Annotated in this window: 13 protein-coding genes; 3 read left to right on the forward strand and 10 right to left on the reverse strand. The window is 38.4% G+C overall.

Features of this window, described 5'->3' with window-relative positions:
• Positions 1 to 631: hypothetical protein (locus ACYIAJ_RS10285; protein ID WP_483564746.1), on the forward strand; the 631-nt coding region annotated here is incomplete at its 5' end.
• A gap of 1,271 nt (positions 632 to 1,902) precedes the next feature.
• Here ACYIAJ_RS10285 and ACYIAJ_RS10290 read toward each other — a convergent pair.
• The 5 genes from ACYIAJ_RS10290 to orn form a co-directional block, all read right to left on the reverse strand.
• Positions 1,903 to 3,324, reverse strand: a complete 1,422-nt coding sequence (locus ACYIAJ_RS10290) for a cation:dicarboxylate symporter family transporter (protein WP_483564747.1) — start codon at positions 3,322 to 3,324, stop codon at positions 1,903 to 1,905.
• A 93-nt stretch (positions 3,325 to 3,417) separates the two neighbouring features.
• Positions 3,418 to 4,749, reverse strand: a complete 1,332-nt coding sequence (locus ACYIAJ_RS10295; RefSeq protein WP_483564748.1) for a CoA-disulfide reductase — start codon at positions 4,747 to 4,749, stop codon at positions 3,418 to 3,420.
• Positions 4,750 to 4,943: 194 nt separating this feature from the next.
• Entirely contained in the window at positions 4,944 to 5,939 is a 996-nt protein-coding gene (gene hemH / locus ACYIAJ_RS10300; RefSeq protein ID WP_483564749.1) for a ferrochelatase, read from the reverse strand.
• 9 nt (positions 5,940 to 5,948) lie between these two features.
• Positions 5,949 to 7,220, reverse strand: a complete 1,272-nt coding sequence (gene waaA / locus ACYIAJ_RS10305) for a lipid IV(A) 3-deoxy-D-manno-octulosonic acid transferase (RefSeq protein ID WP_483564750.1) — start codon at positions 7,218 to 7,220, stop codon at positions 5,949 to 5,951.
• 5 nt (positions 7,221 to 7,225) lie between these two features.
• On the reverse strand, positions 7,226 to 7,789 hold the full coding sequence (gene orn / locus ACYIAJ_RS10310) for an oligoribonuclease (protein ID WP_091350569.1): 564 nt from the start codon (positions 7,787 to 7,789) through the stop codon (positions 7,226 to 7,228).
• Positions 7,790 to 7,868: 79 nt separating this feature from the next.
• Between orn and rsgA the strand changes: the two genes are divergently transcribed.
• Positions 7,869 to 8,897 carry a small ribosomal subunit biogenesis GTPase RsgA gene (gene rsgA / locus ACYIAJ_RS10315; protein WP_483564751.1) on the forward strand — a complete coding sequence of 343 codons (1,029 nt, stop codon included), beginning with the start codon at positions 7,869 to 7,871 and terminating at the stop codon, positions 8,895 to 8,897.
• Positions 8,898 to 9,022: 125 nt separating this feature from the next.
• On the opposite strand, the gene ACYIAJ_RS10320 is transcribed toward rsgA, so the two are convergent.
• Both ACYIAJ_RS10320 and dauA read right to left on the reverse strand, forming a co-directional pair.
• The gene (locus ACYIAJ_RS10320) at positions 9,023 to 9,577 is read right to left on the reverse strand and encodes an HdeD family acid-resistance protein (RefSeq protein WP_483564752.1); all 555 of its coding nucleotides are present in this window, start codon (positions 9,575 to 9,577) and stop codon (positions 9,023 to 9,025) included.
• Between the two features lie 190 nt (positions 9,578 to 9,767).
• A complete protein-coding gene (gene dauA, locus ACYIAJ_RS10325; RefSeq protein WP_483564753.1) occupies positions 9,768 to 11,441 on the reverse strand; it encodes a C4-dicarboxylic acid transporter DauA in 1,674 nt (557 codons plus the stop codon).
• Positions 11,442 to 11,695: 254 nt separating this feature from the next.
• Between dauA and ACYIAJ_RS10330 the strand changes: the two genes are divergently transcribed.
• A complete protein-coding gene (locus tag ACYIAJ_RS10330; protein ID WP_483564754.1) occupies positions 11,696 to 13,045 on the forward strand; it encodes a histidine-type phosphatase in 1,350 nt (449 codons plus the stop codon).
• A 69-nt stretch (positions 13,046 to 13,114) separates the two neighbouring features.
• On the opposite strand, the gene ACYIAJ_RS10335 is transcribed toward ACYIAJ_RS10330, so the two are convergent.
• The 3 genes from ACYIAJ_RS10335 to ACYIAJ_RS10345 form a co-directional block, all read right to left on the reverse strand.
• On the reverse strand, positions 13,115 to 13,909 hold the full coding sequence (locus tag ACYIAJ_RS10335) for an ABC transporter ATP-binding protein (protein ID WP_483564755.1): 795 nt from the start codon (positions 13,907 to 13,909) through the stop codon (positions 13,115 to 13,117).
• Between the two features lies 1 nt (position 13,910).
• The gene (locus ACYIAJ_RS10340; protein WP_483564756.1) at positions 13,911 to 14,843 is read right to left on the reverse strand and encodes an ABC transporter permease; all 933 of its coding nucleotides are present in this window, start codon (positions 14,841 to 14,843) and stop codon (positions 13,911 to 13,913) included.
• Between the two features lie 67 nt (positions 14,844 to 14,910).
• Complete coding sequence (locus ACYIAJ_RS10345; protein WP_483564757.1) at positions 14,911 to 15,891, reverse strand: ABC transporter substrate-binding protein; 981 nt, start codon at positions 15,889 to 15,891, stop codon at positions 14,911 to 14,913.
• Positions 15,892 to 16,067: the final 176 nt, after the last annotated feature.

The following is a 16,067-nucleotide window of genomic DNA, read 5'->3' on the forward strand; positions in this document are numbered from 1 at the left end:
TAGTTGGACAAGGCCGCGTTCTGGTACATTCACAGACCCTTTGGGAAATACTGTCCAAGCCGATAGATGGATTCCTGATAAATCTAGTTATGTAACACGTGTAACGTTAAGTGGTCCTAGGGCAACTGATGCTCAAATAAACTCAAGTAATCCTAGTCGGCTTACTCCGTCGCTATCTTTGCCACAGAGATTTGAGTTGGTCGGTAGGGATGGTCGAGGTAATGAGGTTCGTTATGGATTTGTGTTGAGGCAGTGGTTCGTCAATCGGGGTGGTAAATACGCTAGTCAGTCTGAGCAAATATCTTGGTGTCGTGGTTTGGGTTATCGTATGCCACGGGTAAGGGATTTAACTAATGCGACTTGTTCTGGTTTTAATTCAGGTTCACATTGTCAAGGTGCAGTAGGCGCCGTGCCGTCGTCTAGTAATAATGTTTACATGCGTCACATAGGTGCAGGTTTTTTCACGGAGTGGGGCTACATGTACGACTACGCTGATGCGGGCTTCGTCACTTCCAGCTACTGGACGAGTGACGCAGCAGGTAGCAACCAGTTCACTGTCTACTCGAACTACGGCAGCGTCTACAGCGGCAGTGCCAGCAACTCCCGCTATGGCCTTTGTGCCGCACCTTAGCTTTTATTTCTTAGTCCTTAATCCTTGGGCCGCGGGGGCGGTTATGGTGCCTGAGAGGACAATCTAACAAAGAATAACGCCCCCGCGCAAGTTGGGGCATTTCCCTTAGGGTTGCGCTGTTGCGGCGAAGCCACAATCGCGCCACCCCCGCCGCCGGCGACGCTGAAAGTGTCGATGGCAATTCTAGTGATTACGCTGTGGCGGTTTAAGTTTGTAGTCTATTTATAGTACGGCAAGGTTTCGGACGTTTTGACCTTAGGTGAACAAAATAGTCACAGTGACCACGTCCGAGCAAAGGGAATTAAAGCGAATTCCCTTTGCAATCCCACGCTTTGGCTACAGAATGTGGCCTGCGGCACTACTCGTATCATCCTGATATTCGCCTCTACGAGGCCATCTTCGCTGTGCTCAGATGTTCAAATTTGTTCCAGACAAATTTGTCCGCCGCCGCCACTCGGTCTTAACGCACCGTTTGTGACGCGTTCCAGACGCAGCACAAACTCGCCAAACATCCCTGTTTGGCGTGCTAACCTCGCTCTGTTGTCGGCACATTCTGACGCCGGAATAAGACAAACAGCATAACCTTAGGTGTTTTTTGTGAGTTGTTTTTGTGTAAAAAGGCAATGAAATTACATCCAAAAAGTGGTCAGGAAAGGTATTGATTTTATTGAAGTTTTTATTTTTCTGTTTTTAAGATAAATCAATTACTTACACAACCTAAGCAAAGGCCAGCATACAGCAAATCAACAAAACCACGAATAGTGCTCCAATAACAGCAAATTAACCGCTCCAAACCCTTTTTTTAACGATAATTTAAGATTAAATAAAATCATATAATTATAAAAACACAACAATCTTTCCAACAACGATGGCTATGTTATTTGTCTTATTCCGGCGTCAGAATGTGCCGACAACAGAGCGAGGTTAGCACGCCAAACAGGGATGTTTGGCGAGGCTATGCTTCGCCTGGAGCGAATCATAGCCGGTGCGTCAAGACCGAGCGACGGCGGAGGGTAGCCGTAGGCCACATTCTGCAGCCAAGCGCGGGATTGCTAAGGGAATTCGCTCTAATTCCCTTAGCTCGGACGTGGTCACGATAACTATTTTGTTCACTATAGGTCAAAACGTCCGAAACCACCGCACCTAATTCATTCTATCCACCAACCTAAAAAGGCGTGATTTTCCGCTAAAAATCGGCCAGAAAAGGTATTGATTTTATTAAAGTTTTTCAAATCAACACCTACATCAAGTTAGAACCCCCCTCATCACCATCAAACTTCTGACGGCTCATTTTCAAGAGTAATATTAGGATCGTTATACACAGCCATATCCATAAGGCCAATTTCACGATCAGTCGCCACTGCCGCTGTCATAGCGCCAGATACATTGGCTAAAGTTCTTGCCATATCAATAATTGGATCAACAGCTAAAACCATCCCAATTAATGGGAAGTATTCAGCCATCCCCATACCAGATAAAACAACGGTTGCAGCAACGGTTGCTGTGCCGGGAATGCCGGCGATGCCGATTGAGCCAATAACTACCACAATGACAAGCATAATATAAAATTGGATATTCGTTTCAATGCCAACCATATGCGCTACCATCACGGCAAGTAAAGCAGGGAAAAAACCAGCACAACCGTTCATTCCCATCGTGCTGCCAAGTGAGCCGACTAAATTTGCCGTGCCGGTATTTACTCCCATTCGAACGGTTAACGTTGAGATAGTCATTGGTAAAGAGCCAACTGATGAGCGACTCGTAAAGGCTAATAACCATGTTCCTAGTGCTTTTTTGATAAACATGATTGGTGAAACACCATGAATCGAGATAATGGCGATATGCACAATTAGCATAATCAATGTGGCAATATAGATAGCAGCAACAAAGCTAGAAACCTGAATAATAGCCGGTATTCCATTCGAAATAATAGTGCGAGCCAGTAACGCAATGACTGCGTAAGGCATGTATTTAATCACTGTCATCGCAATGGACATCACGATTTTGTAAAGCGCTTCGATAAATGTTTTAAAGAGTGCAATAGGTTGTGGATTCTTCTTTTCCATTCTATTGGCGGCAAGCCCCATTAAAGCCGAGAAGATGACTAATCCAACAATGTTTTCATTTACCATTGAGGCAATAATATTACTTGGGATTAGATTTATAAAGGTATCAATAATATTGGTGTATTGTTTTGCTTGGGCTTGATGTACAGAGCTTGAGCTTATTTCACCTAAAGAAAATAGATTCGCTAGCAAAATACCGATGATACAGGCAATGGCTGTTGTAAACAGTAACCAAAAAATCCCTCTAAATGCAATTTGAGGTAGATTTTTTTTGCCCGAAAAGTCGATAATCACTTTAACAATCGATACAAAAATAAGTGGTATCACTAACATTCGGATAAAGGCAATGAATGCTCGACCAAATAACCCATACCATGTTGCGGTTTCTTGCATCCAGAGGGTTGATGTATCAGGAAAGCCGGCTACAGCTTGAATGCCTAAGCCAAGTACAGCACCAAGGATTAAGCCAACTAACATACGAACTGAAAAATTGACTTTTTTATCTTGTAACGGTTTCATCACCGCAAAAAAACAGATGAGAAGTAGCCCAATACCAATGAGAGTTTGATAATGAGTAATTGATAGGAACTTTTCAAAAAAAGTCCCCTGAAAAATGGCATCTGACATAATTAGTCTCTCTTTTGATAATTCAATTATCTGGTTAACAATCTATGTTTAATAACATGATTTGATGTATAACTATAAATACATTAATGCTGCTTATTTGGCTATAGAGCCGGCAATATTTAAAATATCCCAAGGTCTGGAAAAAGGGGGCGCATACAGAAAATCCATCATGGCTAATTCATCAATTTTCACATTCGCCCATATAGCGGTTGCTAATGTGTTCACTCTTAATACCGCGCCCTGTCCACCGGCTATTTGTCCACCTAAAATCACGCGCGTATCGGCATGATAAATAAGTTTGGCTGTTACGCTTGTTTGTCCAGCAACATAATTACTGTGATTTTTATCTTTAACCATGACAGTTTTATAGGGGATTGCAGCTTTTTGGGCTTCGTTTTCAGTTAAACCCGTGCGCCCGGCTTCGATATCAAAAACTTTTAACGCTGAAGTACCAATCGTGCCGGAATATTCACAATGTCCGCCACCTAAATTTTCGCCTACAATTTTGCCAAGCTTGTTTGCTCCTGTGGCGAGTGGGATATATACCATTGAATGGCTAACTTTATGGTAAAGTGCAGCGCAATCGCCAGCGGCATAAATATCGGTAATATTGGTTTGCCCTAAGCTGTTAGTGATTATGGCGCCATTTTTAAGTGTGTTGATGCCAAGATCTTTATAGATATCACTATTTGGTTTTACTCCTGTTGCAATAATAACCATATCAGCAGGATATCGCCCTTTATCGGTAATGACATGCGTGACACTGTGTAAGCCTTCAAAGCCAAGTACTCGCTCTTGCAAGTGTAGGTCGCAATGTTGTTTAATATTTTCTTCAATTAGGTCGGTAATTTGTTCATCAAACGTATCGACAAGGATTCTGTCATCCAATTGAATCAATTTAACCTTTTTTTGTAAGGCGACCAGCGATTCAGTGATTTCAAGCCCAATATAGCCAGCACCGACAACAATAACATTTTGGGTGTTTTGGTCTGATAATAGGTGTTTGATTGCTAATCCATCGTGCAGATCGCGTAATGTGAAAATGTTTTTTAGCTGACCATTTTTAAAAGCCGGCATAATAGGACTTGCGCCAACCGCTAGTAATAATTTATCGTAGTTGTCATCAAAGCAATGCCCAGTATTGTGATCTTTAATGGTTAATTTTTTTTGATTAACATTAATCGCCATGACTTCATGTAATGTTTTAATTTCAATACCATCTTTTTGAAATTGTTCTGGTGTTCGAGATATCATTTCATTGGCATCAGTAAAGTGGTTACCAATGAAATAGGGTAAACCACAAGCGCCAAACGAAACAATATTCGATTTTTCATAAATACGGATGGTTGCCTCTGGGTTCATTCTTTTGGCTTTTGCCGCAGCACTTGCGCCTGCGGCTTGAGCGCCAATGATGATGATTTTCACTTAATTTGCTCCTCAGTGCTCAGATATTCAATTATTCATAATATCCTATCATACGCCATAAATTATAGGGGAGATAGACAGCTATTTAGCATGAATATTTGTTAATTTAAAATTTGAATCATTTGAACATGAACAATTACCAATCTTGCATAATCTTTTTAAGTCGCATGGCTTATGTAAAAAATTTTAGGAGACTATGTGTTTGAGTATAAGTTTTTAAATGTAAGCGGTTGAGTATGGTTAATTAGCTCTATGATTAAACTCATCTGTAAGTCGCTCTCATTTAATGCGGGAATATAATAAAACGTTTTTCCACCTGCATTAAAAAACAGTTCTCGATTTTCTTCATCAATTTCATAAAGGGTTTCAATACAGTCTACCGAGAAACCCGGGCAGATGACATGCACGTTTTTAACGCCACTTTGCGCTAGTGTTTGTAGTGTCTCACTGGTACTTGGTGTAACCCATTTCCCTTTACCAAATTTGGATTGATACGCCATTTGGATTGGTCGATTTAACCCATTTGCTCGACATTTTTCGATTAATAACTGCGTGGTCATTTCACAACGTTCAATATAATCCTCTTGTCGTTTGTGAATATAACGCTCTGGGATACCATGGTAAGAAAGCACGAGCACTTCAGGCTCTCCTTGATCTTCAAAAGCCTGCTTAATTTGTAAATAAAGTGCATTGATATAGCTTGGATGATCAGCATAATCACGAATATAGCAGATGTTATCGATGATTTGATCAGAGGCGATAATTTGTTTAAGTTTATCAAGTACTGCCAGAGTTGTGGTTGTGGAATACTGTGGAAAGAGTGGCAATACGGTAATTTTTGAGCATGATCGAAGGTTATTCAACGCCGATTGCATATCCGGTTCACCATAAGTCATGGCTAATTCACATTGGATATTCGGTAAATGGCGTTGTAACTTATCACATAATAATTGGCTATAATGTAATAAAGGTGATGCGCCATTTATCCAAATTTTTTGGTAGTGGTGAATAATATAAGGTACTCGTTTAGGTATCACAATATACTTTAAAATGGGAGACCAAAACAGCTTAGGTAAATCAACCACATGCCGATCGAGCAAAAACTCGGTTAAATACTGCTTTATTGCATCTGGCGTTGCCGCACTTGGCGTGCCTAAATTAACCAATAATAGACCTTGTTTTTTTTCCACAAGCAATCCTTATTTAGAGTAAAGATAATGGTTGATAATGTTAAGCAGCCGCTCTAGTGCCCCTTGATTTTGTTTTAATACTTGATATGCCTGTTCGCCAATTTGCTGACTATGACTTTTATTTGCCAAAAGCGTATTAACCGCTGAATAAAGAGCGTCTGCTGAGCTAGCACAAATGATCATCCCGTTAGCTGAAATGAGCTGTTCACAAATAACTTTAAAATTGAAAAAGTGCTCGCCACTAATGATTGGGATGTGGTGAAGTGCTGGCTCTAATGGGTTATGCCCACCATGCTTCACTAAACTACCACCAACAAAGGCAATATCGGCAATGCCATAAAGTTCTATTAACTCTCCCATGGTATCGCCCAAAATGACTTGTGTTTGTTTAGTCGGAACTTGGTTGCTACTGCGGTTGATATAATTTAACCCGCGGTCATTAATTAATTTTTCGACGGTTTTAAAGCGTTCAGGGTGGCGGGGAACAACGATTAATAACAAATCGGGGTATGTTTGTAATAATCGTTCAAAGGCAGACAAGATGATTTCATCTTCGCCACTATGTGTGCTTGCGGCAATAAAAACAGGGCGGTTTAATTGCCACTGTTGTTTTAGTGTTGTGATTTTTTGCTGCTGTTGAGCCGTTAAATCAATATCAAATTTAATACTGCCGGTTATGGCTAAATGATCACTCGGCAAACCCAGTGACACAAAACGCTCTCCGTCTTGCTTATTTTGTGCGGCAATGGTGCTGATTTTTGATAGTAAATGGCTAATCGCGCGTCCTAGTTTGCGATATCGGTTAGCTGATCGTTCTGATAATCTAGCGTTGGCAAGAATCAGTGGAATATTTCGTTTGTAACACTGACCAATAAAATTAGGCCAAAGCTCAGTTTCCATAATAATCACTAATTTGGGCTGAACTGTTTTTAAAAAACGATTTATTGCGCAAGGCAAATCATAAGGTAAATAGACATGATGAACACTATCACCGAGTAACGATTTCACTCGCTCTGAGCCTGTTGGCGTCATTGTGGTCACAGTGATAGGTAAATTAGGATATTGTTGTTGCAATGCTTTGATTAGTGGCATAGCGGCAATCGTTTCCCCCACTGATACGGCATGCAGTAAAATGCCGTTAGATTCAACTTTATTTTGGCAAAAACCATAGCGTTCAAGCCAACGCTTACGATAAGCGGGCGCTTTACAGCTACGCCAAAGTAGCCTTAGCCAAACCAAGGGTTGAATCAAATATAATAAAACAGTATATAAAATTTGCATGCTAATTATTGGGTTAGATCAAAAAAGTGCTCGCGATAATAAACCAGTTCGGCAATCGAATCACGAATATCATCAAGCGCTTGGTGCGAGCTCTGTTTGCTAATTCCTTTTAATATTTCAGGCTTCCAGCGTTTTGCTAATTCTTTAATTGTGCTGACATCTAAATAACGATAATGGAAATAACGTTCTAAATTAGGCATATAGTTAAATAAAAAACGACGATCTTGCCCAATAGTATTCCCACAAATTGGTGAGCAGTTTTCAGGTACCCATTGTTTTAAAAATTCGATGGTTTGTTGTTCGGCTTGTTGTTCGCTAATAGTACTTGTACGAACACGCTCAATAAGTCCTGATTTGCCGTGGGTATTTTGATTCCATTCATCCATTAATGCTAATTGCTCATCAGATTGATGAACGGCAATGACTGGTCCTTCAGCAAGGATATTTAAATTAGAATCGGTAACAATGGTTGCAATTTCAATAATGCGATCAGTGGTTGGATTAAGTCCTGTCATTTCAAGATCGATCCAAATAAGATTGCTACTGTTAATTTGTGGTTGTTTGCTCATAATTTGCGATAGACATTTTCTTTTTGATACTGAGTAGTGTAGCATAACTGACAATCTGTTTTAGTAAAAAATGAGTGCTATGGCAAAAAATCAACTCTCCCAAAATCAAAAAAGGCGCGTAGCGGCAAAACACCAGCAACGATTAGCTATAAAACAAGATGAAAGTCTATCAAATTTTTCATCCCCTCGTGATGGTGTGGTGATCAGTCGTTTTGGTAAATCGGCTGATGTCGAAGATGATGCCGGCCTTATTTATCGTTGTAGTATTCGGCGCACGTTACCGTCGTTAGTCACTGGCGATAAAGTTTTGTGGCGCGAAAGTTTAGAGCCGAACACCAATGGTATCATTGAGGCGGTTCATCCTCGGCATTCTGAACTTGTTCGGCCTGATTTTTATGATGGTGTTAAACCCGTTGCCGCAAATGTTGATCAAATCGTGATTATTTCGGCTGTCTTGCCTGAACTATCACTAAATATTATCGATCGCTATTTAGTGGCTTGTGAAAGTACTGATATACAACCCATTATTGTTTTAAACAAAATTGATTTACTCAATGATCAGCAACGCGCTGATGTTGAAAAACAATTGGCGATTTATACCAAAATTGGTTATCAAGTGTTGTATGTTTCATGCCAGCACCAACAAGGTATTGCGGTATTACAAGATATTTTGCAAGGTAAGATTTCTATTTTAGTTGGGCAGTCAGGCGTGGGTAAATCAAGTATTATTAATTTACTGTTACCTCATCAATCACAATCAGCAATGACTGGCGGTATTTCAGAAATATCAGGTCTTGGTCAACATACAACCACATCTTCTCGGCTTTACCATTTACCAAATGGTGGCGATATTATTGATTCACCAGGTATCCGTGAATTTGGTTTATGGCATTTAGAACCAGAGCAAGTTATTAGCGGTTTTAAAGAATTTGACAGTTATTTAGGCGGTTGCCACTTTCGTGATTGTAATCATCTTGACACACCAGGATGTTTATTACAAAAAGCCGTGCAAGAGGGGGAAATTGCTCAATCAAGGTTAGATAACTATCATCGAATTTTGCAGTCAATGCAAGAGGTTAAAGCAAAAACCAATAAAAGCTACAAGTAGTGGCTTTTGGCGTATTGTTTGTTGCAATTAAGTTATTATGTTCATGAATGATTGCTCACAATAAGTAGTAACCGTGTGCCAGACTGCTAAAAGTATCGCTACTTGATTGTGAGCAATGGTATGATTTATTTTTCATTTACCGCTTTAATTGCAAATCCAATAGCAACATAAGCCCAACCTTGGAAGATAAGGTCGATACCTAAAAACATGCCTAATACCCAAAGGCTGTCATATGGCCATCCCATGATAATCATAAAGCCTAAAATAAGTGTAATAATGGCAGAGGTTAAAATCCATCCCCAGCGAGGTAAATTACGATTATTTAGCGCTGCAAATAACTGAGTAAAACCACTCATCAGTAATAAGAATGAAATGACTAGCGTTAAAGCTGATGAAACCGCAATTGGTTGGAAAAACGACATCAAGCCTATCACAATGTATAAAATCCCCATTACTGCCCATAAAGCCGATTGGCCAAAACTTTTAATATTAAATGAATGTAACGCTTGAGCAATCCCTGCAATTAATATTAATGAGCCAATAAAATAGACAGAAAAGACGGTAGCGATAAACTGATAACCTAATGCTAAGCACCCCAATACAATTAAAATAACACCGATTAAAATAAACCAACTTGATTTTTGTTTAAGGCTTTGTAGATTGTTTTCGTTAGATATCATGTTATTTCCCTGTTTTTATAAGTTAATTTTGGGTTTTAAATTAAAAAATTTTAAAACCTATGCGCTTGCTAATAGTGATTAGAAAATAAAAAGAAAGGTCTTGAAGTTTTAATTTATTACACAGTCGTTATTTTTGTTGAAAATTTGACTGTGCAATAAATTAGTAAATATGATAAGACTAAATTTAAAATTAATCTTTATCTTTCAGTGCTTCTTCTAATGTTGAATAGAACATGATTTTGTTAGATGTTGGTACTACTTTGGCGCGAGCAAGAGTTTTTAATGGTTGAAATTGTAGCTCGCAAATCGATAAATCGACATGTTCTGGGAGTTCATCAATAAAGTGTATTAAAGCATTGAGCCCACCCGCATCAAGAATCGGCACAGCATCCCACTGTAATACGATGTGTTTATAACCATTGATTTTTTGATATATTTCTGAAAAAGTACGTTCAGCGGCTGCAAAAAAGAGTGGGCCGTTAATCCGCAATGCAAGGGTTTTATCATTGCTTTGGTTTAGTTCAACTAAGCGGGTCATTCGAGCTATACGGCGCATAAATAAAATTGATGCAAGCACTATTCCAACTGTAATTGCAATCACCATATCAAATAGTACTGTTAGCGACATGCAAATAAGCATAATTAAAATATCATCTTTGGGGGCGCATTTAATGATGTAAATGACGCGTTGAACTGCACTCATGTTCCATGCCACGATAAGTAATAAAGCGGCCATCGCCGATAGAGGAATGAACGATAACACTGGCGCAAAACAAACAAGTGCAAGTAACACAACCAATGAATGCAAAACAGCCGCAATAGGGGATGTCGCACCGGCTTTGACATTTGCAGCCGACCTTGCGATGGCAGCTGTTGCTGATATGCCACCAAAAAATGGGGCAATGATATTACCTAAACCTTGGCCAATAAGTTCACTATTTGAGTGGTGTTTGGTGTGTGTCATTTCGTCTAATACTACTGCGCACAATAACGATTCAATTGCACATAACATTGCCATGGTTAGCGAAATGGGTAATAGGGCTGTGAGCATTGACCAATCCCAGTTAAATTCAGTATGAAGCCATGGTAAAGAAAACTCTGGTAGTACTGATGGGATACCATGGCCTATGGTATTATCAGCCATTGTGTAGGTAAATCGTGAGCCAATTGTTTCAATTTGGTAGCCAAATTGATTAAAAATAAACATGATAATCACACCAGCAATGAGTGCAGGTAGGTGCCCCGGTATTTTTACTTTAAGCTTTGGCCATGCAATTAATACCATCAGTGTGACAAAACCCACAATGGTGTCAGCGATATTGATAGTTGGTAGAGTTTTTGTTAATTCAATGACTTTGCTAATATAGCTTTCAGGCATATGCTCGAGCGTTAAGCCAAAAAAATCTTTAATTTGCATGGTGGCAATAGTGATGGCAATGCCTGATGTGAAGCCTAAAACAACAGGGAGTGGGATATATTCTATTAATCGACCTAATCGAATCAGCCCCATTAATACAAGAAACATACCAGATAGTAATGTTGCAATGAGTAGTCCAGATAATCCATATTGTAGTGACACAGGGTATAAGATAACCACAAATGCAGCCGTCGGGCCCGAAACACTAAAACGAGATCCCCCTGTTAATGCAATCACCAAACCCGCGATAATGGCTGTGTATAGGCCATGCTGTGGTGGTACACCACTAGCGATTGCCAATGCCATTGCAAGTGGGATAGCAATAATACCAACGGTTATGCCAGCTATTAAGTCTTTAGTAAAACGGGGGATGCTGTAAGGCGTGTTTATACATGCTGATATTAGTGCACAGCTAATTTTGGTACCAGAAATGCCATATAATTTCATGTGTTTAATTAATTAAAGGGAAGTTGTGTTGAGTATCTAATAAGATAATCTTTTTTACGAAAAATAAAAGAGTGTTATGAAAATAATCATCTTTTTTGTGAAATTTATTTATAGATAGAGTTTAATTGAAGCTATCTTTTTATGTTAATCTACAACGTAGATATTAGTGTTTTGTCTCTTTTTACTGTATTTATTAGCTTATTCTTTGTTTTTAATGGCATATTAGTGTTGTTTATTTGAGTGGGAGAAAACGTATGATTATGGTTCGTTTTCGAAAATTGTTTACTGTTTTTTTATGTGCGTTTTCTTCTATAAGTCTTGCTCAACCAACAATGATTGTTGGTTCTAAAACTGCTTATCAATATGATGCTAGGCAAAAGATTACACCAGCACCAATAGGGTATATGGCTTTTTACATTGATTATGTTGGGCGACATGGTTCTCGTTATATTAGTAAACCAAAATATGAAGATATTGCTTATCAAATTTTGTTAATGGCTGAAAAGCAAGATCAATTGACAGACCTTGGAAAGGATTTATTTAAGCAAATAATTCGCATTGCTGAACTAAATAAAGGTCATTATGGTGAGCTTACTGATCTTGGTCGTAAAGATATTGCCTTGATTAGCCAGCGTATGCAAAAGAATAATCCAACTGTTTTTAAAGGAAAGAGAATTGATGTTGTTTCATCTCGCTCACCAAGAGCAAAAGAAACCGCAGAAATTTTTGTTGAATCTTTCAAATCTAAATATCCAGATATCCAAGTCACTCAGCAACCCGAAGATCAGCAAATTTTATTGCGTTTTTTTGATTATTCTCCTGCTTATGATGAATATAAACACAGTAAAGCAGTTAAAAATGCGGTGAAATCGGTAGAAATGGCTTCTAAAACAGAGCAAATAAGCGAAGGAATAGTAAAAAAAATCTTTACTCATGATTTTATCGAAAAGTTAGATAGTGGTATTGAGGTCGTCGATAAATCATCAGTAAAAACACGGGATTTTGTGATTTCTATTTATCAATTATATCAAGAGTTACAGGCATTTTCGTCTCAAGTATTAAAGGATAATAGACTTGACTTTAATCCGTATTTCTCGAGTGATGAAAATGCATGGTTGAATACAGTTGTTTCGGCTAAAAATTATCTGGAAATCGGCCCTGCTTTTGATGCAAATGGTATCCAAATAAAAATTGCAGCACCCTTGTTGTGGAATATGCTAAATACTGCTGATATTGCTATAGCAAATGATAATATTGATGCTAATTTACGTTTTGCTCATGCTGAAACCGTTTCACCTTTAGCTACTTTACTTGAAATTGAAGGTACAGCTACTACTGCTAATTCCATTTTTGATTATTATTCTGTTTGGCAAGCTGATAAAATTATTCCTATGGGTGCCAATATTCAATGGATTTTTTATAAAAGTAAACAAGCAAATCAGCCTATATTAGTGAAAGTATTATTGAACGAACGTGAAGTGCATCTACCTATAAAATCAGCGGATTATCCTTATTATCGTTGGAGTGATATGAAGCAATTTTATATTGATAAGCTCAATAAATTAGGCTTAGGAAATATTCCGCTGCAAGCAACAAAAGATTAAGCTGTAATGGAACGATTACAAGAGTTCAAAAGCAATATTTCTATCAGAAATATTGCTTTTTTATGATCATTAACCTAAAAGTAAAGCATCATCAGTGACTTTTTCACCACGTGTTTGTTCAAACATGGCTAAGAGATCGGTGACGGTTAATTTAGATCGCTCTTCACCCGATACATCAAGTACCACTTGGCCTTGGTGAAGCATGACCGTTCGGGTACCATATTCTAAGGCTTGTTTCATTGAGTGGGTAACCATCATCGTTGTTAATTTGTTTTGTGAAACGATTTGATCGGTTAAATCTAAAACAAATTGTGCGGTTTTAGGATCCAGCGCGGCTGTGTGTTCATCTAGAAGTAGTATTTTAGATGGTTGTAACGTTGACATTAATAAGCTAACAGCTTGCCTTTGTCCACCAGAAAGCAGCCCCATCATGTCCGTTAATCGATTTTCAAGGCCTAGGTTTAATGTTGCTAGCTTCTCTTTAAATATTGATCGTGCTTTATGGTTAAGTGCTGGGAATAATGTGAATTTATGACCTCGGTTATAAGCAATTGCTAGGTTTTCTTCTATCGTTAGATTTTCACAAGTTCCAACCATCGGGTCTTGGAATACTCGCGCAACCATGCCGGCTCGTTTCCATGCTGGCCAGCGAGTGACATCTTTATCATTGATCGTAATACGACCAGAATCAGTCAGTAAATCACCACTAATTGCATTGAGTAACGAGCTCTTACCTGCACCGTTGCTGCCTATGATAGTGACAAACTCTCCTTCACTGATGTTCAGGTTTAACCCTCGCAATACATGATTTTCAATCGGAGTACCTTGATTAAAGGTTAATTGTAATTGTTCTGCTTTAATCATGTTACTTTCCTCTTTTTTTCGAGAGTTTTTTTAGTTGTTTTGGTAAAACAAGCGCTAATACCATTAATAATGCGGTGATAATATTGAGATCTTCTGTTCCAACACCGATACTTTTTAGGGATTCGTTACTTAATGCAAAAGCAATAAATAAACGGTACAAAATAGAGCCCAAAATGATCGCAAACATAATCGACCAAATACGTTTTGTTGGGAAGATGCTTTCACCAAGTATAATTGATGCAAGACCAATAACGATAGTGCCAACACCGATAGTAATATCGGCACTTCCTTGCGTTTGTACAAATAACGAGCCACCAAGCGCAATTAAACCATTTGAGATCGCCATTCCCAAAATGATAATGCCATCGGTTGGGATCCCTTGGGATTTTGCCATTCGTTGGTTAGTTCCAGTCGCCCTTAAGGCAAGTCCTTTTTGGGTATTTAAAAATAGATTTAGTAATATCCAAAATACAATTACAAACCCTAATATTATCAAATATTGTGCAATAGATTCATCAAAAGGAAGTGATGAGAAAATTGTATCAGAACCCAGTAATGATAGGTTTGGTGTACCTACAATTCTATTCGCTTCGTTCATGACATAGTGCCCAACACCTAAAATTCTTAGGTTTATTGAGTAAAGTCCCATCATCACAATAATACTAGCAAGTAGTTGTAATATATTTAGTTTTACATATAAAAAACCTGTCATGGCGCCAGCAAGGCAACCTGCAAGCATGCCAAGGAATGTCGCCATCCAAGGATCAGCGCCGATATAGATAAATACTCCACATACCGCTCCACCTAGAGGGAAACTCCCATCAGCAGTAAGATCAGGAAAATCCAGTAAACGAAATGATATAAATACACCTAAGCTAACTAGTGCATAAATAAGGCCAATTTCGGTTGAGCCTAATAAAAATTCAAAAGACATTAAAAAAATCCATTAAAGTTAACCGCCAATATTGGCGGTTTAATGATAAAAGAGTAAAAACTAAAAATTATTTTTCAACAATTTTTGCGGCTGATTTTAATACATCTTCAGATAAGGTAACACCTTGGCGTTCAGCTGCTTTTTTGTTAATTGTGAGTTGAGTGATATTGCCCACTTGTGGAGGAATATCTCCCGGGTTTTCGCCATTAAGTATGCGGATAACAATTTTACCAGCTTGTCGACCAAGATCATAATAACTCATACCTAAAGCAGCAATGGCCCCACGTTCTGCTGAATCAGGATCCGATGCAATAAGAGGGATTTTACTTTCGTTCGCCACTTTTGCTAAAGCTTCATAAGCTGAAACCACGTTATTATCTGTTGTGGTATAGATTAAATCAACTTTACCTTTTAAACTTCGAGCAGCGGTTGAGATATCTGATGTTCGTGGTGCGGGTACTGCTGTAATTTTTATGTTGCGTTTTTCAAGTGCGGTTTGTAACTCTTTAAGCACAATTGTGGAATTTACTTCACTTGGGCTGTAAATATAACCGATATTTTTAGTATCAGGTTTAATTTTTAGCATCATATCGATTTGAGAATCAAGAGACAAGGCATCAGAAACACCTGTTACATTTGTTTTTGATGCTTCCCAACTCGGGGTTAATTTTGCTGCAACAGGATCGGTTACCGCTGTAAAAACGATAGGAATACGTTTTGTTGTGGCAACTAAAGCTTGTGTACTTGGGGTTGCAATGCCGACGATAACATCAGGCTTACTGGCCGCAAATTGTTTGGCAATTTGCGCCGCATTTGCACTAGTTCCTTGCGCGCTAGCAAACTGTAATTTTAAATTTTTGCCATCAATATAACCGTTATCTTTTAACTCATCTTCAACCCCTTTGCGTACATTGTCTAATGCTGGGTGTTCAACGATGGCCGTAATGGCTACAAATTTTTGTTCCGTCTTAGACTCAGCAAAAGAACAAAATGTTACTAATGATAAACTCATTAGTATGCAAAATTTAATAATAGAATTACGCATCATAAAATGCTCCTGTAATATTTTTTTTACATATAAGTTAAATATTGAGTTACTATAAAGCAAAATTAGATAATTTTCTAGAGTAAAAATATTGCGTGTAAATATTTCGTTACAATTATGAATGACTGTTATTATTAAACAAAAGATGTTGTAACGGATTATTTTATTTTTGAATTAAA

This window comes from Gilliamella sp. X-46 (genome assembly GCF_057063525.1).